Raw genomic sequence first — 23050 nt, forward strand, 5'->3', positions numbered from 1 at the left:
GGCGACTACCAGCGCAGCAGGGCGAGTTCGGAGGCGAAGCCCGGGCCGAGGGCCAGCATCAGCCCGAACGAGCCCGGCGCGGGCGGACCTTGGGCGGCCACGTCGCGCAGGATGTGCAGCACCGAGGCCGAGGAGAGGTTGCCGCAGCGCGCCAGCGAGGCCCGGCTCGGCGCCAACGCCCGCTCCGTCAGGCCGAGTTCGCCGCCCAGCGCGTCCAGCACCCGGGGGCCGCCCGGGTGGCAGACCCAGGCCGCCACGTCGCCCGGCTTCAGGTCGTGCGCGGCCAGGAAGGAGGACACCTCCTCGGCCACGTGCAGCCGTACCAGCTCCGGGAGTTCGGCCCCCAGCAGGATACCGAAGCCGCCGTCGCCGACCTCCCAGCCGAGCAGCCGCTCGGTGCCCGGGTACAGCCGGCTCCGGGTCGCCACCACCTCGGGCCCGGCCGCGCCCGCTGCGGTGCCGGCCGCCGCGCCCGCCGCCGGACGTGCCGCCGGGTGCGCGTCGCCGACCGCGAGCAGCGCACCCGCGCCGTCCCCGAACAGGGCCGCGGCCAGCAGGTTCGCCGGCGAGTCGTCGGCCCGCTGGAAGGTCAGCGAGCACACCTCGGTGGCCAGCAGCAGCGCCACCCCCTCCGGCCGCCCCGTCAGCAGCTCGTGCACCGCCGCCGTCCCCGCCGCGCCGCCCGCGCAGCCCAGGCCGAACAGCGGCAGCCGCCGGACGTCCTCGCGCAGGCCGATCCGGGCCGCGAGCCGGGCCTCCAGCGAGGGCGCGGCCACGCCCGTGACGGTCGTCGAGACCACCACGTCCACCTGCTCGGCGCCGATCCCCGCCGCGTCCAGCACCTCCCGGGCGGCCCGCTCGGCCAGCTCCGCCGCCGCCACCAGCCAGGCGTCGTTGGCCCGCCCGAAACCGTCGAACTCCGCGTACCGCTCCCACGGGAACGCCAGGTGCCGGAACTCCACGCCCGCCCCCGCGAAGAACCGCTCCGCCAGCGCCCGCCGCTCCCCGCCCGCCCCGGCCCGCAGCGCGGCCACCGCCCCGGCCAACTCCCGCTGCCGGTACCGGTGGGCCGGGAGCACCCCGCTCACTGCCGCGATCCGCGTCACCGGGCCAGGATAGGGAGCAGACCGCCACGAACCCGGGCAATCCTCCCGGAGCGGGCGCGTCGCCCCCGTCGGCATCGGAGCCGCCCGGTCGGCAAATCCCTTGGGGTGCAATGGAGTCGGTGCCTATGCTGCGCGGCATGGGCGAGTTCGGGGGCATCCGGTACGGCCTGCTGGTCTGCGACCACACCGACTACGACGTGCTGCTGCTCGACCCCGGCCCCGCGCCGTTCGAGGTGGTCAAGGTCCACCGCGAGCTCACGGGAGTCGGCATCCTGGCCGCCAAGCAGGCGGTCACCGGCCCGCTCCCGGTCCCGGTCCTCACCGGGGTCGAGGAACGCACCGCCCGCCGCTGCGTCGCCCGCCTCCGCGCGGTCGGCGCCACGGCCGAGGCGCGGCCGCACGCCTGAGCGGGCGACACGGCGGTCGGATGCCGGGGCGGCGGGTGGGGCGGGCCTAGCCTGGGGCGGGTGAGTGGTGCGGTGGTGGCCGGGCGGCCCGGGTGGGCGTTGGTGCGGGCCTGTCATCCGGGGCCCGCGGTGGCGGTGACCGGGTTGGCGGCGGCGATGGCGGTCGGGGCCGGGCGCGGGGTGGTCGGGACGGTGCTGACCACCGGGGCGGTCGCGGCCGGGCAGCTCTCGATCGGCTGGAGCAACGACCTGGTCGACCGGCGGCGCGACCTGGCCGCCGGGCGCGGCGACAAGCCGTTCGCCGCCGGGGAGGTGACGGCGCGTCGGGGGTGGGCGGCCACCGCCTGGGCGGTGGCCTGCTGCGTCGCTCTCTCGGCGGCGTGCGGACCGGCCGCGGCCACTGTGCACCTGGTCGCGGTGGCCGCGGGCTGGGCGTACAACCTGCGGCTGAAGGCCACCGCGTGGTCCTGGCTGCCGTACGCGCTGGCGTTCGCCCTGCTGCCCGCGTTCGTCACGCTGGCCCTGCCCGGCCGCCCGTGGCCCGCCCCGGCCGTGCTCGGCGCGGGCGCGCTGCTCGGCGTCGCCGCGCACTTCGCCAACGTCCTGCCGGACATCGCCGCCGACCGCGCCGCCGGCGTCCGCGGCCTCCCGCAGCGCCTCGGCCCGCGCGCCTCGGCGGCCGTCGCCGTGCTGGCCGCGGCCGCCGCCGCGCTGGTGCTCGCGCCCGGCTGGCCGGTCGCGCTGGTCACCGCCCCGCCGGTGCTGGCCGTCCTGCGCGCGCCGCGCGGCCGGCTGCCCTTCCTGGCGGTGATCGCCGCCGCCGCGCTGGCACTCGGCCTGCTGCTGCTCGACGGGGGTCTGCGGCCCGGCAGTTGACGCCCGGTGAGGGAGATCGGGAAAACCCCTTGCCCAATGGTCAAGAAACGTTGACCATTGGTGCCGTGCCCACCGAAGACCGCCCAGAGGCGCTCCACGTCACCACGGCCGAGCAGTTGCGCGCCGTCTCCAACCTCACCCGCCACCGGATCATGGCGGTGCTCCGCTTCGAGCCCGCCACGATCACCCAGATCGCCGCCCGCGTCGGCCTGGCGAAGGGCAGCTCCAGCTACCACGTGCGGCTGCTCGAACGGGCCGGCCTGGTCAAGGTGGTGCGGACGCAGAAGGTCCGCGGCGTCACCGAGCGGTACTACGCGATGGCCGCCCGGAGCATCGTCCTGCCGGACCCGACCGACGGCGGCCCCGACGTGCTGATGCGGCACGCGGTGGCCGACCTGGAGGCCGCCCCGGCGGACGCCGAACGGCACGTGCGGATGGCCCACCTGCGGCTCACCGAGCAGCAGTTCGCCGAACTCGGCTCCCGCCTGCAGGCCCTGGCCGACGAGTACCGGGCGCTCTCCGACCCCGCCCTGCCGGACGCCTCGCTGGTCTTCGCGCTGTTCCACCCCGCCGCCGCCCCCGTCGCTCCCGCAGCCTCCGAGCCGACCGGGCCGACCGAGAAGGACGACAAGTGACCCAGGACGCAAGGAAGTTGCCCGCCGGGTTCGGCCGGCTGTGGACGGCGCAGACGGTGTCCTCGCTCGGTGACGGCGTCTCGCACGCCGCGCTCCCGCTGCTCGCGCTGACGCTCACCCGCGACCCGCTGGCCCTCGCCGTGGTCGCCGCCGCCGGCACCCTGCCCTGGCTGCTGTTCGGCATCCTCGGCGGCGCGCTGGTGGACCGCTGGGACCGCCGCCGCACCATGTGGATCACCGACGCGGTCCGGACGCTGCTGCTCGCCGTCCCGGCCGCCGCGGCCGCGCTCGACCTGCTGAGCATCCCGCTGCTCGCGGCCGTCGGCTTCCTGCTCGGCCTCGGCGGACTCTTCTTCGACACCGCCGCCACCGCCTACCTGCCCGACCTGCTCGGCCGCGACCCGGCCCGGCTGGAGCGCGCCAACTCCCGCCTGCGCGGCGCCCAGACCGCCGCCTCCGGCTTCGCCGGCCCGCCCGCCGGCAGTGCCCTGCTGGCCCTCGGCCGGGCCTTCCCGCTGCTCGCCGACGCGCTCTCCTTCGCGGTCTCCGCGGTACTCGTCCGCTCGCTGCCCGCCGCGCCCCGGCCGGTGCCGCAGGCCCGCGAGTCGCTGCTGCGACAGGCCCGGGCCGGCGCCTCCTACGTCTTCCGCGACACCCTGCTGCTCGGGCTCGCGCTCCGTCCGGCGGTCGGGAACATCGCCTTCCTCGCCGTGGAGACCGTCCTCGCCCTCTTCGCGCACGACCGGCTCGGCATCGGCGCCACCGGCTTCGGCCTGCTGCTCACCACGGAGGCCGCCGGCGGCCTGGCGGGCGCGGGCCTGGCCTCCTTCCTCGGCCGCCGACTCGGCACCGGCGCCGCGCTCACCTGCACCGCCGCCGTCGAGGGCCTCGCCATGCTGGGCCTCGCGGCCGCCCCGAACGCGTACGTCGCGGGCCTCGCGCTCGCCGTCTGCGGGGCGGGCATGGGCGCCACCATGGTGCTCGGCCCCTCGCTCCGCCAGACGATCGTCCCTGCCCACCTGATGGGCCGGGTCGCCTCCACCTCCCGGATGCTCGCCATGTGCGCCGCTCCCTTCGGCGCCTTCCTCGGCGGCTGGCTCGCCACCGCGCAGGGCGTCCGCGCCCCGCTCTTCGCCGCCGCGGGCCTGCTCCTCACGATGACCGCCGTCACGGCGACCATGACCAGCAACCGCCGGGTCGAGGCAGCGCTGCGCGCGGCCGCGAAGGCGGAGGAGGAGCAGAAGGAGGAGCAGCCGCAGCGGGAGCTCCAGGGCGCCACGAGCAACTGAGCGGGGCGTCGGCCTGACGGAGCGTCGGCGCGTGGGGGTGGCGCTGTGCGCGGCTGTGGGGTCGGTGGCCGAAGGCGGGCTGCGGGCCGTGTCCCCCGTGCTGCTGCGCGCGGCCGCCGCCCGCGTCGCCCGTGGGTGCTGTCCAGGGCGTCGCGGGGGTCAGGGGGAGGGGCGGGCGGCGGCGAGGAGGAGTTCGGCGTCCTGGTCGAGGAGGGCTCCGGCCACGGCGGCGCCGAGCTTCTCGGGTTCGGCGGGGTTGCCGGAGAGGGTGGCCTCGATCTGGCGGGTGCCGTCGACGGAGGTGACCTGGCCGTGCAGGGTGAGGATGCCGTCGGCGGTGGTGGCGTACGCGCCGACCGGGACGGAGCAGCCGCCGTGCAGTTCGGCGAGCATCGCGCGCTCCGCCCGGACCTCCGCGTCGGTGATGGGGTCGCCGGTGCCGGCCAGCAGTTCGCGGGCCTTGCGGTCGTCCGCGCGGATCTGGATGCCGAGCGCCCCCTGCCCGGGGCTGGGCGGGAACTGGGCGACCGGGAGGAGTTCGGCGATCTCCCCGGCCCGGCCCAGCCGGTGCAGTCCGGCCGAGGCGAGCACCACGGCGTCCAGGGTGCGCAGCCGGCCGAGCCGGGTCGGGACGTTGCCGCGGATCCGCTGCGGGACCAGGTCCGGCCGGACGTGCAGGAGTTGGGCGATCCGGCGGGCGGCCGAGGTGCCGACCCGGGCGCCGGTCGGGAGGGCGGCCAGCGGGGCGCCGCAGAGCGCGTCGCGGACGTCGGCCCGGGCGGGCGAGGGCAGCAGGACCAGGCCGTCCGGGTCCGCGGTGGGGAGGTCCTTGAGCGAGTGGACCACCACGTCCACCTCGCCGTCGAGCAGCGCCGCGGCCTGCCGCCCGGCGAACGCCGAGCCGCCGCCCCGCTCGGAGACCTCGCGCAGCGGGGACGTCCGGTCGAGGTCGCCGTCCTCCAGGACGACCCGGTGCCGGAACACCACGTCGGGGTGGCGCTCGCGCAGCGGGGCGAGGAACTCCTTGACCTGGGCCCGGGCCAGCTGGCTCGCCCGCGATCCCACCACCAGTTCGATCATCGTCAACTCCTGCTGCCGGGCCGCACTCTGACGGCATGTTAGCGCGCCGGAACCGGCCCGGTTTCCGACGGAATGTCGGGAACCGGGGCGGCCGGCCGCTCCAGCCGGAGCAGGCCGGGGACGGCGACCAGCGAGGCCGCCAGCAGGAACAGCCAGGGCCAGGACGGGCCGTGGGCGAACAGCAGGGTGAGCAGGCCGGGGGCGAGCGCCTGGCCCAGGCTCCAGGAGAGCTGGTTGACCGCCAGGTAGCGGCCGCGCCGCTCCGGACGGGCCAGCGCCACGCTCAGCTCCTCGCGGCCGGGGGTGGCGACCGTCTCGGCCAGGTTGTACACCAGCATCGCCAGCACCAGCCCGGGGACCAGCACCCAGCCGGGCGCCCCGGCGGGCAGCAGCGCGAACCCGGCGAAGGCCAGCGCGTTCAGCAGCGCCCCGGCGGCGGCCGTCCGGGTCGGCCGGCACCCCTCCAGCAGCCGCGCCACCGGGCCCTGGGTGAGCACCACCTGCACGCCGTTGAGCACCAGCAGCGCCGCGGCCACCGGGGCGCCCAGGTGCAGCGCGGCGGTGACGTGCACGGCCAGCAGGACGCTCAGCACCATCGAGGCCAGCACGAACGACAGGTTCGCCGCGACCATCAGCAGGTACCGGCGGTCCGCCAGCACCTCCCGGTACCCGCCGGGCCCGGCCGTCCCCGGTGCCGGGACGCCCGTCGGTGCCGGGGGAGCCGCCGGCGCGGGCCGCCAGCGCGCCAGCAGCACCGCCGCGACCAGGTAGGAGGCCGCGTTCAGCGCCACCAGCAGCCGCAGGCCGCCCGCCCCGCCGTCGCCGACCAGCAGCGCGCCGAGCGCCCCGCCCAGGCCGAGGCCGGTGTTGCGCAGGGTCTGGACCAGGGCGAACCAGCGGGTCCGCCCGCCCTCGGGGGCGGCCAGCACCACCAGGCCGGTGCTGGCCGTCCAGTAGGCGGCCTGGCCGACCTGGGCCAGCAGGCAGACCAGCACGATCGACCAGGCCCGGTCGGCGAGCAGGAACCCGCCGTGGGCCAGTGCGGAGAGCGCGTTGGCCGCCGCCGCGACCCGCCGGGCGCCGTACCGGTCGATCAGCGGGCCGACCAGCAGCGCCGTGGGCAGCGCCAGCAGCCGGGCGGTGGAGACGGCCGCGCCGATCGCGGCCAGCGACAGGTCGGTGGTGCGGACGAAGAACACCAGGGTGAACGCCAGTACCAGGCCGGTGCCCAGGCTGTCGATCAGGTGCGCGCCGATCAGGCGGCGGTGCCGGCCCGCGGTGGCGGGCAGGCCGAGGCGGTCCCGGAACGGGACGGGGGAGGCGGTGGTCATGCCTCCGAGCCTGGCTGCGACGATCGACCCCGCCCAGGAATTCGATCCTGCTCGAATCCTCGAAGGGCGCACGACCGTACCGTCGGAGGGAGGGCCGGTGCTCACCTGGGAGTTCTCCGCACAGGACCTGGCGCTGACCAGGTTCGCCCGCTCGCCGCTGTGCGAGGTGGTGACCAGCATCGAGGTGCTCAAGGACCCGGGGCGGCGGGCCGTCCACCTGCCCTGGGTGCGCCGGGTCCGGCCCCGACTCGCCGGAGTGGGCTGGGAGTTGCTGTCCCAGCTGGTCCGGCTGCCGACGGTGTACGTGCCGGACTTCCTCACCCCCGTCCCGGACGCCGGCAGCCCGACCCTGGCACAGCAACTGGACGCGCTGACCGCCCTCGAACCGGCCGCGGTCCGCCGTGACCTGGACCGGCTGGGTGGCGAACTTCCGCTGCTGGTCGCGGAGTTGGCCCGGGACCCGGAGCGCGGGATGTCCCGGCTGGCGGCGGAGGTGGCGGCCTACTGGCAGGCCGCCATCGCCCCGTACTGGTCCCGGACCGAGCGGCTGGTCGAGGGCGAGATCCTCCGCCGGGCCCGGCAGGCCGCCGAGGAGGGCCCGGCCGGACTGTTCACCGACCTGCACCCGCAGGTGAGTTGGGAGCGCGACCTGCTGCGGATCGGGCACCGCCACGTCGACGTGCACCGCCGCCTGGACGGCGCCCGCGGCCTGGTGCTGGTCCCGACCGTGTTCGCCTGGCCCGGGGTGTTCTCCCAGCTCAACCCGCCCTGGCAGCCCGGACTGGTCTACCCGCCGCGCGGCGTCGCCACGCTCTGGGAGACCGCGGAGGCGGTGCCGGACGGGCTGGCCCGGGTGATCGGCCGGGCCCGGGCCCGGCTGCTCGCCGAACTCGCCGCCCCGGCCACCACCACCGAACTCGCCGCCCGCACCGGCCTGTCGGCCGCCACCGTCTCGCACCACCTGTCCGCCCTGCACGACGCCGGGCTGGCCGCCCGGCACCGCACCGGCCGCACCGTGCTGTACCTGCGGACGGCCGCCGCCGAACTGCTGATCTCTGACTGACGAACCGTCAGTATCTGTTCAGAAGCGGGAGGTTGGCCAGTCAGCGGGTGAAGACCGCCCAGGAGAAGCCCTCGGCGCGCAGCACCGAGTGGGTCATCGACACGCCCCGCCCGTCCAGTAGGCGGCCCGGCAGCTCGCGTTCGACCGGCAGGCTGGCGGGGGAGCGGCGCGGGTTGACCACCACCAGCAGGTCGCTGCGCAGGTACGTCAACGGGTAGCCGCTGTGCAGGACTTCGACCGGACCGTCCGGGCCGAGCGCCGGGTGCGCGCGGCGCAGCGCGATCAGCCGCCGGACGTGGTGCAGCAGGGAGGTCTCGTCGGCGCGCTGGGTCGCCACGTCGGGGCGGTCGGGGGACGGGTCGAGCGGCAGGTAGAGGTCCGTGGCGGGCGCGGTGGAGAAACCGGCGCCCGGGGTGGCGTCCCACTGCATGGGGGTGCGGCAGCCGGCCCGGTTGTAGCGCGGGCCGAGCGTGCTGCCCTCGGTGTCGGGCAGGCCGGGGACGTAGCGCATGCCGATCTCGTCGCCGTAGTAGATCGCCGGGACGGTCGGCCAGGTCAGCTGGAAGGCGAAGGCGGCGGCCAGCTGCTCGCGGGTGCGCGGGCCGGTGGCCAGCCGCGAGTAGTCGTGGTTGGCGGTGGGGAGGAAGGCCGCGCCCCGCCCCGAGGTCTCGGCCCGGGTGCGCTCCCACTCGGCGAGGAAGCGGCGCATCGAGCCGCGGCCCTCGGCGTCGAAGAAGCACGGCTCGGCGGGCCAGTGCTCGTGCACGGTGCCCGCGCCGTTGTCCCAGAGCGAGCGCAGCGGCGCGCCGTCCTCCGGGCCGCCGAACTGCAGGAAGAAGTCGCCGTGGAAGCCCATCGGGACGGAGCGGGCCGGGTCGCCCCACTCGGCGAGGATCGCCCGGTCCGGGTGCTCGGCGTCCAGCCAGGCCCGGGTCTCCCGCCAGAGCCGGCCGGTCTCGACGAACCCCGGGTCGTCCTTCACCAGTGAGGACGCCATGTCGACCCGGAAGCCGGAGACCCCCAGCGCGAACCAGTGCGCCATGATCTCGCGCAGCGCCGCCCGGTTGGCCCGCGGGCCCTCGGCGTCCACCGGCAGCCGCCAGGGCTCGGCCGGGTCGGTGCGGGCGTGGCCGAAGTTCAGCGCGGGCTGGAAGTCGAAGAAGTTCGGCCGGTACCAGCCCGGCCGGGCACCGGGCGAGGCGACGTACCCGGGCGCGGGGCGGTCGGCCCAGATGTAGCGGTGGTCGGACGGGTCGTCGGCCGAGCGGGTGAACCACGGGTGCCGGTCCGAGGTGTGGCCGGCCACCAGGTCCAGCAGCACCCGGATGCCCGCGCCGCGGGCCGCGTCGGTGAACTTCGCCAGTTCCTCGGCGGTGCCGTAGCGCGGTGCGGTGCTCAGGAAGTCCGCCACGTCGTAGCCCGCGTCGCCGAACGGCGAGGCGAAGCACGGGTTCAGCCAGACCGTGTTCACGCCCAGCCAACGCAGGTACTCCAGCCGGTCCGTCAGCCCCGCGAAGTCGCCGATCCCGTCGCTGTTGCCGTCCGCGAAGCTCTGCGGATAGACCTGGTACAGCACCGCGTCCCGCACCCACTCCGTACCCACCACGGCCCCTCCCGTCCCGGCGGCCCCCGACGGCCCACCGGTCTCCCGGACCGATTCCCGCCCCCGGCCCCTCCGGAAACCCCGGACCGGCCCGTCCGAGGAGTGGGACGGGGGAGGCGGGGCAAGTGCCCTGCTCGCTAGGGTGGTTGGCATGACCCCGTTGGTGAGCCGCCGCCATGTCGACCACGGCCGCGCCACCACCACGGGCTGTCGCCGCGCCGGCTGACGCGGCCCGTCCCCTTCCCGGCGCCCCGCGCCGGGAGCCGCTCACGCCTCCCGCCGAGCGACCCCCGCACGTCCCGTCCCGGTGCCGCCCGGCGTCCGCACCCGCCCGCACCCGTCCGCCTCCCGGAACAGGACCCGCCATGCGCCCACGTCCCCTGCTGTCCGCGTCCGCCCTGCTCGCCGCCGTCCTGCTCGGCGGCGCGGGCTCCACCGCCACCGCCGCCGCCCCCGGGTTCGGCCCGCCGCCCCCGCAGAACCCGGCCACCGCGCCGAACGGCAACGCCGGGATGCACGGCGACTCGGCCTCCAGCGACACCACCCCGTACCCGGGCCCCGGCGCCGGGCCCGTCGCCTGGAGCCGGACGGCGCTGGCCTCGGCCTGCCCGACGGTGACGGTCGGTCAGGACGGCTACCCCGTCGCGCTGTGCACCACGATCTTCGGCCAGACCCCGACCGTGCACCTGCTGGACCCGGCGACCGGCAAGGACCTGGCCGCGCTGGAACTCCCCAAGGGCGCCCTGTTCGGCGGCGTCTACGCCTACCTCGACCGCGCGGACGCCCTGGTCGCCGTGGACGCGAACGGCGACCTGGTGCGGATCGGTCACCACCGCGCCGCGTCCGGCTGGCAGCTGACGGTCGACCGGCGGACCCCGCTGGCCGCCGCGCTGCCCGCCGGGGACAGCGTCGTCGGCCTCGCCCCCGACTGGGACGGCGCGGTCTGGTTCGCCACCGCCGGCGGCGTGATCGGCACCGCCGACACCGGCACCGGCACGGTCCGCACCCTGGCCACCGGCGAGGGCGTCGCCAACAGCATCTCCACCGTGCCCGGCCACACCGCCGTGGCCACCGACCACGCGCTGTACCTGCTCGGCAAGTCCGCCGACGGCACGCCCGTGGTCCAGTGGCGGGCCCCCTACGACCGGGGCCCGGGCCGCAAGCCCGGCCAGCTCAGCCACGGCACCGGCGCCACCCCCAGCTTCTTCGGGCCCGGCAACGGCACCGAGTACGTGACGATCACCGACAACGCCGCGCCGCACGAGAACCTGCTGGTCTACCGGGTCGACGGCGGCCCGCAGCCGGTCTGCGCCACCCCCGTGCTCACCCGGTGGGCGGCCAGCGGCACCGAGGACGCCGTGATCGCCTCCGGCCGCAGCGTGTTCGTCACCAACACCTACGGCTACCCGTACCCGGCGCTGCCCGCGGGCGCGCCCGCCAGCGTGCCCGCCTCGGCGTCCTTCCAGGGCGGCCTGGCCCGGATCGACCTGAACGAGACCGGCACCGGCTGCGCCACCGTCTGGGAGAGCGACGTCAAGTCGGCGGCGCTGCCCCGGCTCTCGACCGCCGACGGGAAGATCTACACCGTCACGGTGAGCGGCCCGACCGACGCGGCGGGCGCGCAGACCTTCGCCACCTACGCGCACGCCGTCGTCGACCCGGCCACCGGAACCGCGCTGAGCAGCACCGCGTTCGGCATCGGCCTGCTGTACAACCCGCTGCAGATGACCGGCACCACCGCCCCCGACGGCACCCTCTACCAGGGCAGCGAGACCGGCGTGCTCCGGATCGTCCGGAAGTAGCGCGCGGGAGACCTGCCGCTGCCCCGGGCACCTGCCACCCGCACCGCGCCGGCCGGCGGAGCCCGGCCACCCGATCGTTCCGCACGCCGTCGACGGTGCGTACCTGAACTTCACCGATCCGGACCTTCGGGAGTGGCGCACCGCCTACTACGGTGCCAACTACCCGCGGCTGGTGGCCACCAAGCACCGCCACGACCCGGACGGACTGTTCACCTTCCCGCAGTCCATCGGCAGTTGAGCACGTCTCCTCGCAGCCCCGCAGCCCCGCAGCCCCCGCAGCCCCGCCGACCGACCGTCGGCCGGGCCGCCCCGCCCGGAAGGACACCACCGTGTCGCCGCGTACCGCCCGCCCGCGCCGCTATCTGATGTGCCGCCCCGCCCACTTCACCGTCGACTACTCGATCAACCCGTGGATGGACCCGGCCAAGCCCACCGGCACCGGCACCGCCCTCGCCCAGTGGGACCAGCTGCACGCGCTGTTCCTCCGGCTCGGCCACACCGTGGAGCTGATCGACCCCGTCCCCGGCCTGCCCGACATGGTGTTCGCCGCCAACGGCGCCACCGTGGTCGACGGCAAGGTGTACGGCGCCCGCTTCCGGTACCCCGAGCGCACCGCCGAGGGCCCCGCCTACACCGACTGGTTCCGGGCCAACGGCTGGACCGAGGTCCGGGACGCTGAACAGGTCAACGAGGGCGAGGGCGACCTGCTGGTGGTCGGCGAGCGGATCCTGGCCGGCACCGGCTTCCGCACCGAGCGGGCCGCGCACGCCGAGGCCGCCGCCTTCCTCGACCGCGAGGTGGTCACCCTGCGGCTGGTCGACCCGCGCTACTACCACCTCGACACCGCGCTCGCCGTGCTCAGCGACACCGAGATCATGTACCACCCGCCGGCCTTCGACGACGCCTCCCGGGCCCTGCTGGAGCGCCTCTACCCCGACGCGATCACCGCCGGGCCCGAGGACGCCCGGGTGTTCGGCCTGAACGCCGTCTCCGACGGCGCCAACGTGGTGCTCCCCGAGGCCGCCGTCGGCCTGGCCGAGCAGCTGCGCGCACGCGGCTTCCACCCGATCGGCGTCGACCTCACCGAACTGCTCCGGGCCGGCGGCGCCGTCAAGTGCTGCACCCTCGAACTGCGGCCCTGAGTCCGTGAGTTCGCCCGCAGACAACGGGAGGGCCCGGAACCGCCGCAGCGGTTCCGGGCCCTCCCGTCACCCGGTCACACCAGGTCGAAGCGGTCCAGCTCCATGACCTTCGTCCAGGCCGCGGCGAAGTCCTTGACGAACTTCTCCTTCGCGTCGTCCGAGGCGTACACCTCGGCCAGCGCGCGCAGCTCCGAGTTCGAGCCGAACACCAGGTCCGCCCGGGTGCCGGTCCACTTCACCGCGCCCGCGGCGTCCCGCGCCTCGTACACGCCCTGCTCGGAGGCGACCGGCGCCCACGTGCTGCCCAGCGCCAGCAGGTTGACGAAGAAGTCGTTGCTCAGCGTGCCCGGACGCTCCGTCAGCACGCCGTGCTGCGAACCGCCGGTGTTGGCGCCCAGCACCCGCAGGCCGCCGACCAGCACCGTCATCTCCGGGGCGGACAGGTTCAGCAGGTTCGCCCGGTCCACCAGCAGGTACTCGGCCGGCAGCCGGGTGTCCTTGCCCTGGTAGTTGCGGAAGCCGTCGGCCCGCGGCTCCAGCGCGGCGAACGACTCCACGTCGGTCTTCTCCTGCGTGGCGTCCACCCGGCCCGGACGGAACGCCACCTCGACGTCCACGCCGCCCGCCTTCGCGGCCGCCTCGACCGCCGCGGTGCCGCCCAGCACGATCAGGTCGGCCAGCGAGACCTGCTTGCCGCCGCGCGCGTTGAACTCCTGCTGCACGCCCTCCAGCACCCGCAGCACCTGCGCCAGCTGCTCCGGGTCGTTGACCTCCCAGCCGCGCTGCGGCTCCAGCCGGACCCGGGCGCCGTTCGCGCCGCCGCGCTTGTCGCTGCCCCGGAAGGACGCCGCCGAGGCCCAGGCGGTGGACACCAGCTGAGCGGTCGTCAGACCGGACGCCAGCAGCTGCTCCTTGAGCGCCGCCACGTCCGCCGCGTCGATCGGCTCGCCCTGGGCGGCCGGCAGCGGGTCCTGCCAGAGCAGCTCCTCGGACGGGATCTCGGGGCCGAGGTACCGGACCACCGGGCCCATGTCACGGTGCGTCAGCTTGAACCAGGCCCGGGCGAAGGCGTCCGCGAACGCCGCCGGGTCGTTCAGGAAGCGGCGGGAGATCTGCTCGTACGCCGGGTCGAAGCGCAGCGACAGGTCGGTGGTGAGCATCTGCGGGGCGTGCTTCTTCGCCGGGTCGAAGGCGTCCGGCACGGTGCCCGCGCCGCCGCCGTCCTTCGGCTTCCACTGGTGCGCGCCGGCCGGGGACTTGGTCAGCTCCCACTCGTGGCCGAACAGGATCTCGAAGAAGGAGTTGTCCCAGGCGGTCGGGGTGCTGGTCCAGGTCACCTCCAGGCCGGAGGTGATCGCGTCGGCGCCCTTGCCGGAGCCGTAGGAGCTCTTCCAGCCGAGGCCCTGCTCCTCCAGCGGCGCGCCCTCGGGGTCGGCGCCGACGTTGTCGGCCGGGCCCGCGCCGTGGGTCTTGCCGAAGGTGTGGCCGCCGGCGATCAGCGCGACGGTCTCCTCGTCGTCCATCGCCATCCGGCGGAAGGTCTCGCGGATGTCGCGGGCCGCCGCGACCGGGTCCGGGTTGCCGTTCGGGCCCTCCGGGTTGACGTAGATCAGGCCCATCTGGACGGCGCCCAGCGGCTCCTCCAGGTGGCGGTCGCCGGTGTAGCGCTCGTCGCCGAGCCAGGTGGTCTCCGGGCCCCAGTACACGTCCTCGTCGGCCTCCCAGACGTCCGCCCGGCCGCCGCCGAAGCCGAAGGTCTGGAAGCCCATCGACTCCAGCGCCACGTTGCCGGCCAGGATCAGCAGGTCGGCCCAGGACAGCGCCTGGCCGTACTTCTGCTTCACCGGCCAGAGCAGGCGCCGGGCCTTGTCCAGGTTGGCGTTGTCCGGCCAGGAGTTGAGCGGGGCGAAGCGCTGCTGGCCGGCGCCCGCGCCGCCGCGGCCGTCCGAGATCCGGTAGGTGCCGGCGCTGTGCCAGGCCATCCGGACGATCAGCGGGCCGTAGTGGCCGAAGTCGGCCGGCCACCAGTCCTGCGAGGTGGTCAGCACCGTCTCGATGTCCCGCTTCACGGCCGGGAGGTCGAGCGAGGCGAAGGCCGCCGGGTAGTCGAAGTCCGCGCCCAGCGGGTTCGCCACCGCCGGGTTCTTCGCCAGGATCTTCAGGTTCAGCCGGTCCGGCCACCACTGCCGGTTGCCGCCGCCCTGGGTCGGGTGCGCGGCGCGGCCGTGCGCCACCGGGCAGCCTCCCGCACCCTCGGACTTGGGGTCGGTGACGATGGCGTCGTCGTTCTCGGGCATGGGAGTCCCTCCGGGTCGGGCGGATCGCACTCTGCTGACAGGCACCTTGGCTGTTCGCCGGAGCCGATCCTAAGATAGACGAAGTCTAAGTCAAGATGTGGGCCAATCAGGTGGTGATCCCGCTCGAACCGGGGGCGCTGCCGCACCCCTGTACAGTTCGGGCGTCTATTGAGCTGAATGGATGAACAACATGAGTGACCTGCTGGAACGGCTGCGTGACCGGGGCTGGCGGCTGACCTCCCAGCGCCGGGTGGTCGCCGAGGTGCTCGACGGCGACCACGTCCACCTCACCGCCGACGAGGTCCACGCGCGCGCCGCCGCCCGCCTCCCGGAGATCTCCCGCGCCACCGTCTACAACACCCTCGGCGAACTCGTCACCCTCGGCGAGGTCCTCGAAGTCGCCACCGACGGCCGGGCCAAGCGCTACGACCCCAACGCCCACCGCCCCCACCAGCACCTGGTCTGCTCCGCCTGCGGCACCATCCGCGACGTCCACCCCACCGGCGACCCCCTCGCCGCCCTCCCCCCCACCGAACGCTTCGGCTTCGCCCTCACCACCGCCGAAGTCACCTACCGCGGCCTCTGCCCCGACTGCGCCTGACCCCGCCCCCCGGAAACGACGGTGCGGTACGGTCTGCGCCGCTCGGAACGGTCACGTGACGCGACCCGTCGGCCTTCCGGGCGTTGAAGAACGACGCCGCCGAGACCCTGCCGAAGATCGCCGAGAGGCACGCCACCGTCGTCGAGGACGCCGCCGAGGCGAGCCGGCCCCGCGCGGACGCCAGGTTCGGCCGGAACGCCCTGCAGGACGGACCCGCGTTCCAGCAGGAACTGGAGGAGGAACTGCGCCGCCGGGACCTGGACCCCGCGCCGCACGGCATGGAGGCCCCCGCGAGCTTCGGCGCGGTCGAGGACCGGGCCCTGGCCGACCGGGTCGCCGCCATCGGCGGCCTGCCGGAGGGGAAGAACTGGAAGGCCCCGTTCCTCGGCGCGGGCCACACCGGCGGCGGCGTCCCGGAGTGGATCGCCGGACCCACCGAACTCCCGCACAACGCCGAGATCTGGAAGATCACCAAGGGCGGCACCGAGACGCCGCTCGGCTTCCGGGACGCGCACGCCGGACCGTGGAAGCCGTACGTCAAGACCACCGAACAGGCTGCGAGGCCATGATGACTGAACCTGCGGAACGCGAGCACCCGGTCAAGGGCGAGGTCGCGGTCCACCGCGGCGTGCCGTACCCGGCCCGGCCCGCCGCCGACCGGTGGCCGCTGGTCGAGCTGCTGCCCGGGCCCGGACTCCCCGCGCCGGAGGGCGTCCCGGCCCGGTACGCGGAGGACGGCACGGTCGCCGGCCACCCGGTCGCGCCGGAGCGGCTCGACGCCTGGTACGCCGTGCACCGGACCTTCCGCTGGCACGGCGAGCCCTTCGCGTGCACCGAGCGCAAGGGCGGCACGATCGTCGGCGACTACCTCGGCGAGGACGAGGGCTTCGCCGAGGAGTACCTCGAGGAGCGCGCCATCAGCCACTGGGGTGCCTTCCCGCTGGAGGAGGTCACCGACCCGGAGGAGCACCACGAGGACCTGCTCGGCCCCCGCCTCGCCCTGATCCGACGGCTCGACGAGGCGCACCACTTCCGCCCCGAGGCGTACGCCGTCCTGCACGGCACCACCCACGCCGCGGCCGCCGAACTCGACCCCGCGGGCGAGGTGCGGCTGATCGCTCCCGACGGCACCCGGCCGGCGGTCACCCCGAACCAGCTGGACGCCTGGTACCTGACCCACTGGACCTTCACCTGGCGGGGCGGCCCCTTCGACGCCGTCGGCACCGACCAGGGCCGGATCAAGGGCGTGTACACCGGCGGCAGCTGGGGCTTCGCCGACAACTACCAGCTCCGCCCGGAACAGGGCCCCGACGGCCGGCACGACCGCTACACCGCGGCGGTCGACCTGGACAGCGTCACCGACCTCGAACAGCACCGCACCGACCTGCTCGCCGCCCACCGCTGAACCCCGCCCGCTGAACCCTGCCTGCCCGGCGGCCGCCCCAGGCCGCCGGGCGCACGGGGCGGGAACCGGAGGCAACGGGCGGAAAAAGTAGAAGACCCCAGCTCAGCTGGGGTCTTTCCTGGTGTCCGAGGGGGGACTTGAACTCTCCACTCGGGCACCAGCCTTTGTTGGTTCTGACCTGCGAAAACGCCTCTGAGAACCCGCCTGCCCGGCCACTTGGCTTCCTGACCCGACCTGGGTGTTTCCGAGTGCTTCGGACCGCTGTTGGTCATGGGTTGGTCACGTGACCATCCGTCGTGCGTGGAGCCTCGTACAGGAGATTCGGCAAAGCCCTGACAGGGGCGGCCCCATCGGAGCATGATCCGACCAATGCAACCGGGCGCAACCGATTCGACGCGGGAGGACCACATGGCGCTACGTTTCGTGGGCAAGGACGACAAGTCGGGTGACCACGGCTCCCCGACCGTTTTCGTGGACGAGGATACGTCCGACTTCATCGTCCAGGGTTGGAAGATCGACGCGGCCACTGAGGAGCAGGTGCTTGCGGCTGGATCGATCCCGGACCATGAGACCGTGGTCCGCATCCCGGCTCGCATGGCGAAGGTTCTCAAGGAGGCGCTGAATGTCGCAGAGCTTGAGTAGTTTTGCGGACCTCCTACGGTCAGCGAAGCGGTCGGCGCTGCACCTTGAGATGCGTGATGTCTACACGGTCGAGAGTGAGGCCGAGGGGTTGCAGGCATGGCGGGAGGGCCACCGACTGGACCCCGCTGACCGGGAGTCCTGGTGGAGGCCGTGGCTCGACCTGGTGCAGGAGGTCACCGGCAAGGGAGTTGCCGTCCGGCGCGCCCGGGTCGTTTCGGAGCCCGTGAGCGAGTACATCAGGTACGAGCACTCATTCACGTTCACCAATGTCGCCGGAGGCGAGGAGGTCCGGTGGCTGCCGAGGCGCAATGCCTCTGATCTCGCTCTGCCGGGGAACGACTTCTGGCTGTTCGACGGTCGGATCGTGCAGTTCAACGTGTTCGACGGCGATGGTCGGTGGGTTCACACAGACGAGACCGAGGAACCGGCAGTGGCTCAGCTCTGTGCCTCAGCCTTTGCAGCGGTGTGGGAACGCGCTGTCCCGCACGAGAAGTTCACTCTCTGATCGTTCATCATCGCTGGCCAGACCATGTCCTCATCGCCGCTTTCCACTGCCCAGGCAGCACGCAAGGCCCTCGCCGATCGCCTGGACCAGATTCGGCGGGACTCCGGGAAGTCCGGACTGGAGCTGGCAGCCGAGTGCGGGTGGCACAAGTCGAAGTCCTCACGGATTGCCCGTGGCCTGACCGTGCCGTCGGACGTGGACATTCGAGCCTGGTGCCGTGCCTGCGGAGCTGAGGACCAGGCCGCAGATCTGATCGCAGCCTCACGCACAGTCGAGTCGATGTACGTCGAGTGGCGCGAGATCCACCGCGACGGCATGAAACACGTCCACGAAAAGACCGTGCCGCTCTACCAACGGACCCGCAACTTCCGGGTGTACGCGTCGAACGTCATGCCCGGGATGGTGCAGACCGCCGCATACGCGGCTGGGCTACTTCAAGCGATCACGGTCTTCCAGGGCACACCCAACGATGTTGAGCAAGCCGTAGAGGCGCGCTTGAAGCGGTCCCGGGTGATCCGAGAGGGAGACCACCGGTTCGCACTGGTCCTTGAAGAGACTGTCCTGCACCACGACGTGGGCGAGCCTGGTGCGATGGTCGAGCAACTGCAACATCTGCTGATGATCATGCGACAGCAGAATGTCTCCCTGGGCATCATTCCGTTCCGAGCCCCGCGAACCGTCTGGCCCCTGGAGGCTTTCTACGCCTTCGACGACAGTTTGGTCGCTGTCGAAACCCTGACCGCAGAGGTCAATGTGACTGCCCCCAGAGAGATCAGGACGTACCTCCGCGCCTTCGAGGGGCTGTCCAGGATCGCGGTACGCGGCCCGGAGGCAAGAGCCTGCATCGAGAGAGCTCTCGACCTCTTCACCTGAACCCGTGCAACCGAGTGCAACCGCGTGGACCCTCGATGCCGCTGCTCCCTACCTTCGAATCATTGGTTAGGGCCAAGCGGTGGGAGTCAGCCATGTCTGTCGGGGTGGAAAGTGCTTCGGCCCGTTCGACCAGCCACGTGATGCGGTACGAGGTGGTGCGGGCGGGCGAGTGGTACGTCATCAGAGATGTGCTGCTGGGCGGGTTGTGCTGTCTTCCGGACGGGTCCGGCCGCCCGGTGCTGTTGACGTTCCCGGACGCTTATCACGGGCGTCTGTGGCTGATGCAGGCGGATACGCGCAGGGCGTATGCCGCGAGCGTGACGAGGATCAGGGCGGCGAGCGGTGAGAAGCCGCGGGCCGAGGATCTGCCGTTGCTGGCGTTCGACCTGTACCTGCCCGCCGGTGGCGGCCGTGGGTGAGGGGGATGGGCTTGCGGCCGGCCTCCGGAGAGGGGGCGGCGGTGGCGGAGCGGAGACAGGCGGTGCTTCGGTACCGGGCCTGTCGGGCGCGGGAGCGGTCCGGGGTGTGTCGGCGGCGGCGACGGCGGTCCTGGTCGTGGTTCTGCTGGCTGTCCTGTGCAGGGGTTGAGGGGTGAGTGACGCTGCTGCTGAACGGCGGATGCGGGAAAGGGCGTTCGGGATTGCTTCCCGGTTGGCTGCGGCCTCGGGGGGTGAGGTGCGTATCGCCGGTCTTCCGGAAGGTGTCCGGCTCGATCTGGACGTGTCCGGGAGCGGGGCGGACCGTCAGGCTGTTGCGGAAGCCCTGTGGGAGGCCGATCGGTTCGGCCACATGTGGCGGTGCGGGCGGGATCATGTCTGGTGCGAGTTCGATCTGTGGTCGGAGCCGCGTCCCGCTCCGGTTGCTCGCGCCGCTGTGTGGCGGCCCCCGCCGTCCGTGGGTCCGCCGCATTCCAGTGCTTTCCGGTTCGGGGGGTTGGGGGTGGGCGGTGGGCCGGAGGTGGCGGTCAACGTTCTGGGGTATGTGGCGGTCCGTGCTGCCGAACGCCCGTCCGAGGTGGCGGTGTTGTCCGCTGCCGGGTGGGAGATGTTGAGAGAGGCGATCAAGGCGGGGAAGTTCGGGGCCGTGATCACGTCGTGCGACGCGTAGGCGACGGAAGCAACGAAAGAAGCCCCGGTCTGTCGGCCGGGGGCTTCTTTGCTTCGAGCGTCAGAGCAGGGAGAGGAACGGGTTCGCTGCCGTGGATGGCTGCGGGCGAAGTGGGTTTACGGGTACGGGGGTTGGGGTCGTCCGGTAGGTGTCGATGCGGACGACCGTCGTCGGGGCGTCGTCATGCCGGGTTCGCGGTCGGCTGATCGGAGCGTGACCGGGGGTGTCGTCGGTGAGGGTGTAGACGGTGGCGGGTCGGCCGAGGCCGGAGCGGTCGAGGGTGACCGTGATTCCGGGCAGGGCCTTGACCTGTTCGGCGGTGGCACCGACGAACGGCAGCAGTTCGGAAGACCGTGCCTTGCCCCCGTGCATCTCGATCCGGGCCCGGACCTTCTCCGCCAGGGTCGGCGTCCGGCGTGCGGGCTTGGCCGTGTCGGTGCCGCCGGTGATGCCGACGGCGCAGCGGACGCTGTGGCGTACGAGGGAGAACGCGGCGGACAGTCGGGCGTGGGTGATGGTCTCGGACTGCTCGGAGGCGGCGAGGCAGGCCGCTACCCGGATGGTCTGTTCGGCGGTGCGCTCGACGTAGACGGCCTGGGTCTCGGGCAGGGTCTCGGAGATGATGCGGGCATAGCGCCGGACGGTGTGCCAGAGCTGTCGGGCGTCGTCGGCGAGGCTGATCACGCGGTTGCGGGTGGTGGCCCAGGCGTAGGCGTCCGTGAGGTCCCACCCGTCCACCTGGGGCAGGGTGGTGCTGTCGTCGTCCAGCATCGGGACCGAGCGCAGGGTGAAGGGCATGATCCGGTTGTAGGACCCTCCGGCGGCCTCGGTGTCGCCGACGTACTTGGTCCAGTCCGAGGGGGTGATGTGGGTGTGCATCACCAGGGCCGGGTCCTCGATCGCCTGGGCACCCTCCTTGGTGGTGTTGCGGATCGGCGCGCCGTCCCAGGCGCTGCGCAGTCTGGCGGTGAACGACGGGTCCCGCCTCACCCGGCGCAGGACCTCGGACCACTCCTCTTCGACGGCCAGGGCCCGGACGTCCCGTCCGGCCTCCGTCTCCTGCGTGGCTTCTGCCTGCTCGGCCAGGTAGTTGACCAGGGACGCGCCGGAGGTGATGCCGGAGGTGGTGTTCGCGTCCAGGAACCGGCCGATGGCCGGAGACACGATGTGCCGGGCGGCCCGCAGCGCGGTGCCCTTGCCCTTGCCCGTTCCGCCGACCAGGGCCGACCACACCAGGGCCGGGCGGGCGCTGCCCCGGCCGGACACCTTCTCGGCGGCCTTCGAAACCATCACCGGCCCGAGACGGCTGCTGAAGGTCAACCCGGCGCACACCGCCAACCCTCCGACGGAACGCCAGATCAAGGCGGCAGAGCCGGACTTCCCGACCCTCAACGACCAGGAGACGGCGCAGTTCCTCACCGAGATATGGAAGCCGTGCAAGAACCGGGCCTGCGACGACGGGCTCACGCATCACTGCCTGCGGGACGCTCCGCTGTGGACCTCCCACGCGGCCACCTCGTGTCACCGCAGCGAAGTCCTGGGATGGATGTGGGACCTCATCAACTGGGACGAGGGCTCCATCGAACTCGCCTGGGTGGTGGTCGAGGAGGGCAACACCTACCGGCTGCGCAAGCTCACCAAGGACGGGGACGACAACGCCGTCATCTATGTGGATCAGGCACTGATGAACGTCCTCAAGTGGCAGCGCGAGCGCCAGCAGCAGGAGCGGGCGCTTCTCGGGGCGGCCTGGGTGGATCACGGCCTGGTCTTCGCCCGGGACGGTTTCAAGCTCCACAGGGGCCGAGAGGCCGGAGGGCCGCAGGATCCGGAGAAGGTGTCCGCCCGCTGGCGGACGGCCCGCAACCGGCTCCACCTGCCGGAGACGTTCCGGCTGCACGACTGGCGGGGATCGAAGATCACGAACGATCTCGACAACCACGAGAACCCGGTGGAGGTCTCCGCCAACGCCCGGCACCACTCGCCGGGCTACACGATGGCCCGCTACGGGCGGCGTCGTGCCGAGGGAGCGAAGAAGTTGGCGGCATCAAGCGCCGGCCGAATCGGCCTCGCATCCCTGGTCTGACCAGGGGACTTCTCCGGCTGTTGGTCACGTGGTTGGTCACGCCACTGCCCGGAAAAGCAAAAAACCCCTCGTGAAGAGGGGTCTGTGCTGGTGTCCGAGGGGGGACTTGAACCCCCACGCCCGATAAAGGGCACTAGCACCTCAAGCTAGCGCGTCTGCCATTCCGCCACCCGGACCGGGTGTTCACCTCGGGGCTTCCTTGCGGCTGCCCCCTGGCGACAGAGAGAACATTACCAGGCTCGCGGAGTGCTTCTCACCTGCGTTTTCGGGGGTCGGGGCGGGGTGCGGCGGAGGAGTGGGGCGGAACGGGGCAAGTCGGGCGCGGGGTGGGGGTGGGGCGAGGTGATTGTGCTGGTGGGCGCGGGGGCGGGGGGAGGTCGGACGGGCGTTCCGGTGGCAGCAGTGGGCCGAGGGGGAGACGGGACCGGGCAGGAGGGTGCAGGAGGCGCACCGAATCGGTCGGGAACCTTCACGACACGCGTAGTTCCAGTCCCGGTGCGGGTCATCGGAGGGTGCTCTCCTAGCCTCTGTGCACCAGGGAGCCTTGAGCGGAACGCCCGATTCCCGACAGCCGCCGCCGGCCAGGACCGGCGCGGGAGCCTCCCGTTCACCGCGTGAAGGGCGGCATGCCGTGGAACAGACCGAGTGGACGGCGGCGGCGGACGCCACCGGCTGGTGGCCCGGCCGCGAACCCCAGCCCGGCCCGGGGGCCGGGGTGTGGCGGTTCTCGGCGGTCTCCAACGAGGCGTCGGTGCCGCGCACCCGGCACGCCGTGCGGGACCGGCTGCTGGCCCAGGGGATGGCGGGCCAGCGCTACCAGGAGCTGGTGGACGACCTGCTGCTGATCGTCTCCGAACTGGTGTCCAACGCGGTCACCCACGCCGCGGTGCTCTCCCCGGAGGTGGTCTGCGAGCTGGCCATCGACCCGGACCGGGTGCGGATCGCGGTGATCGACCGCCACCCGTACCGCCCCAAGGCGCAGGAGAACGACCCGGCCCGCCCGGGCGGCCGCGGCCTGCTGCTGGTCAAGAGCGTCACCCTGCAGGCCGGCGGCGAGTGCGACGTGGAGCGCACCGCCGACGGCGGCAAGGTGATCTGGGCCAGCCTGCCGCTGCCGAGGCCGGCCGCCGCCGGGGCGGGCACCGACCCCGACGACGACCCGGACTACTGAGACCCCGTGAGACCCCATGACCCCGTGAGCCC

At 73.5% G+C, this 23050-nt stretch carries 23 protein-coding genes, 1 tRNA gene and 1 pseudogene; 18 read left to right on the top strand and 7 right to left on the bottom strand.

The window, feature by feature from the left end; genetic code table 11:
* Positions 1–5 precede the first annotated feature (5 nt).
* Positions 6–1106 (bottom strand): type III polyketide synthase, encoded by a 1101-nt coding sequence (locus ACIOHG_RS29560; protein ID WP_400955029.1) that lies wholly within the window; start codon positions 1104–1106, stop codon positions 6–8.
* 137 nt (positions 1107–1243) lie between these two features.
* On the opposite strand from ACIOHG_RS29560, the gene ACIOHG_RS29565 reads away from it, so the two are divergent.
* The 4 genes from ACIOHG_RS29565 to ACIOHG_RS29580 all read left to right on the top strand — a co-directional run bounded on the left by ACIOHG_RS29565 (position 1244) and on the right by ACIOHG_RS29580 (position 4313).
* Entirely contained in the window at positions 1244–1513 is a 270-nt protein-coding gene (locus ACIOHG_RS29565; protein WP_400955031.1) for a ribosomal protein L7/L12, read from the top strand.
* A 60-nt stretch (positions 1514–1573) separates the two neighbouring features.
* Positions 1574–2389, top strand: a complete 816-nt coding sequence (locus tag ACIOHG_RS29570) for a UbiA family prenyltransferase (protein WP_400955034.1) — start codon at positions 1574–1576, stop codon at positions 2387–2389.
* Between the two features lie 65 nt (positions 2390–2454).
* Positions 2455–3024: an ArsR/SmtB family transcription factor gene (locus tag ACIOHG_RS29575; protein ID WP_400955037.1), complete on the top strand. Its 570-nt coding sequence runs from the start codon at positions 2455–2457 to the stop codon at positions 3022–3024.
* A complete protein-coding gene (locus ACIOHG_RS29580; protein ID WP_400955039.1) occupies positions 3021–4313 on the top strand; it encodes an MFS transporter in 1293 nt (430 codons plus the stop codon). Before ACIOHG_RS29575 ends, ACIOHG_RS29580 begins: the two co-directional genes overlap by 4 nt.
* Before the next feature lie 159 nt (positions 4314–4472).
* Here ACIOHG_RS29580 and hemC read toward each other — a convergent pair whose 3' ends face one another.
* Both hemC and ACIOHG_RS29590 read right to left on the bottom strand, forming a co-directional pair.
* A complete protein-coding gene (gene hemC, locus ACIOHG_RS29585; RefSeq protein WP_400955042.1) occupies positions 4473–5393 on the bottom strand; it encodes a hydroxymethylbilane synthase in 921 nt (306 codons plus the stop codon).
* A 38-nt stretch (positions 5394–5431) separates the two neighbouring features.
* On the bottom strand, positions 5432–6724 hold the full coding sequence (locus ACIOHG_RS29590; RefSeq protein WP_400955044.1) for an MFS transporter: 1293 nt from the start codon (positions 6722–6724) through the stop codon (positions 5432–5434).
* Between the two features lie 97 nt (positions 6725–6821).
* Here ACIOHG_RS29590 and ACIOHG_RS29595 point away from each other — a divergent pair, with 97 nt between their 5' ends.
* The gene (locus ACIOHG_RS29595) at positions 6822–7787 is read left to right on the top strand and encodes a DUF5937 family protein (protein WP_400955046.1); all 966 of its coding nucleotides are present in this window, start codon (positions 6822–6824) and stop codon (positions 7785–7787) included.
* Positions 7788–7827: 40 nt separating this feature from the next.
* Here ACIOHG_RS29595 and ACIOHG_RS29600 read toward each other — a convergent pair whose 3' ends face one another.
* Complete coding sequence (locus ACIOHG_RS29600; RefSeq protein ID WP_400955048.1) at positions 7828–9393, bottom strand: alpha-amylase family glycosyl hydrolase; 1566 nt, start codon at positions 9391–9393, stop codon at positions 7828–7830.
* Between the two features lie 362 nt (positions 9394–9755).
* Here ACIOHG_RS29600 and ACIOHG_RS29605 point away from each other — a divergent pair, with 362 nt between their 5' ends.
* From ACIOHG_RS29605 to ddaH, 3 genes are all read left to right on the top strand, one after another.
* Complete coding sequence (locus ACIOHG_RS29605) at positions 9756–11192, top strand: hypothetical protein (protein WP_400955051.1); 1437 nt, start codon at positions 9756–9758, stop codon at positions 11190–11192.
* Positions 11193–11295: 103 nt separating this feature from the next.
* Positions 11296–11430, top strand: coding sequence for a BBE domain-containing protein (locus ACIOHG_RS29610; protein ID WP_400955202.1), 135 nt, complete (start codon positions 11296–11298; stop codon positions 11428–11430).
* A 91-nt stretch (positions 11431–11521) separates the two neighbouring features.
* A complete protein-coding gene (gene ddaH, locus ACIOHG_RS29615; protein WP_400955053.1) occupies positions 11522–12334 on the top strand; it encodes a dimethylargininase in 813 nt (270 codons plus the stop codon).
* A 74-nt stretch (positions 12335–12408) separates the two neighbouring features.
* Here the strand turns inward: ddaH and katG are convergent, their stop codons facing one another.
* Positions 12409–14631 carry a catalase/peroxidase HPI gene (gene katG, locus ACIOHG_RS29620; protein ID WP_400955055.1) on the bottom strand — a complete coding sequence of 741 codons (2223 nt, stop codon included), beginning with the start codon at positions 14629–14631 and terminating at the stop codon, positions 12409–12411.
* Positions 14632–14821: 190 nt separating this feature from the next.
* Here katG and ACIOHG_RS29625 point away from each other — a divergent pair, with 190 nt between their 5' ends.
* From ACIOHG_RS29625 to ACIOHG_RS29660, 8 genes and pseudogenes are all read left to right on the top strand, one after another.
* Entirely contained in the window at positions 14822–15232 is a 411-nt protein-coding gene (locus ACIOHG_RS29625; protein WP_400955204.1) for a Fur family transcriptional regulator, read from the top strand.
* Between the two features lie 83 nt (positions 15233–15315).
* Positions 15316–15801, top strand: coding sequence for a hypothetical protein (locus ACIOHG_RS29630; RefSeq protein WP_400955058.1), 486 nt, complete (start codon positions 15316–15318; stop codon positions 15799–15801).
* A complete protein-coding gene (locus ACIOHG_RS29635) occupies positions 15798–16637 on the top strand; it encodes a hypothetical protein (protein ID WP_400955060.1) in 840 nt (279 codons plus the stop codon). Before ACIOHG_RS29630 ends, ACIOHG_RS29635 begins: the two co-directional genes overlap by 4 nt.
* A gap of 408 nt (positions 16638–17045) precedes the next feature.
* Positions 17046–17279, top strand: a complete 234-nt coding sequence (locus ACIOHG_RS29640) for a hypothetical protein (protein ID WP_400955062.1) — start codon at positions 17046–17048, stop codon at positions 17277–17279.
* A complete protein-coding gene (locus ACIOHG_RS29645) occupies positions 17260–17784 on the top strand; it encodes a DUF6879 family protein (protein ID WP_400955065.1) in 525 nt (174 codons plus the stop codon). Before ACIOHG_RS29640 ends, ACIOHG_RS29645 begins: the two co-directional genes overlap by 20 nt.
* 24 nt (positions 17785–17808) lie before the next feature.
* A pseudogene (locus ACIOHG_RS29650) lies at positions 17809–18012 on the top strand (helix-turn-helix domain-containing protein); the annotation flags it as partial.
* A gap of 51 nt (positions 18013–18063) precedes the next feature.
* Positions 18064–18657, top strand: a complete 594-nt coding sequence (locus ACIOHG_RS29655; protein ID WP_400955206.1) for a DUF5753 domain-containing protein — start codon at positions 18064–18066, stop codon at positions 18655–18657.
* A gap of 92 nt (positions 18658–18749) precedes the next feature.
* Positions 18750–19076, top strand: a complete 327-nt coding sequence (locus tag ACIOHG_RS29660; protein ID WP_400955067.1) for a hypothetical protein — start codon at positions 18750–18752, stop codon at positions 19074–19076.
* A gap of 748 nt (positions 19077–19824) precedes the next feature.
* Here the strand turns inward: ACIOHG_RS29660 and ACIOHG_RS29665 are convergent.
* On the bottom strand, positions 19825–21030 hold the full coding sequence (locus ACIOHG_RS29665) for a DUF3987 domain-containing protein (protein ID WP_400955070.1): 1206 nt from the start codon (positions 21028–21030) through the stop codon (positions 19825–19827).
* Here ACIOHG_RS29665 and ACIOHG_RS29670 point away from each other — a divergent pair.
* Positions 20966–21847: a hypothetical protein gene (locus tag ACIOHG_RS29670; RefSeq protein ID WP_400955072.1), complete on the top strand. Its 882-nt coding sequence runs from the start codon at positions 20966–20968 to the stop codon at positions 21845–21847. The genes ACIOHG_RS29665 and ACIOHG_RS29670 overlap by 65 nt on opposite strands.
* 88 nt (positions 21848–21935) lie before the next feature.
* Here ACIOHG_RS29670 and ACIOHG_RS29675 read toward each other — a convergent pair.
* Positions 21936–22023 (bottom strand) — tRNA-Leu (locus ACIOHG_RS29675).
* Between the two features lie 455 nt (positions 22024–22478).
* Here ACIOHG_RS29675 and ACIOHG_RS29680 point away from each other — a divergent pair.
* The gene (locus ACIOHG_RS29680; protein ID WP_400955074.1) at positions 22479–23018 is read left to right on the top strand and encodes an ATP-binding protein; all 540 of its coding nucleotides are present in this window, start codon (positions 22479–22481) and stop codon (positions 23016–23018) included.
* Positions 23019–23050 lie beyond the last annotated feature (32 nt).

It is taken from the genome of Kitasatospora sp. NPDC088134 (assembly GCF_044741705.1).
GTDB lineage: Bacteria > Actinomycetota > Actinomycetes > Streptomycetales > Streptomycetaceae > Kitasatospora.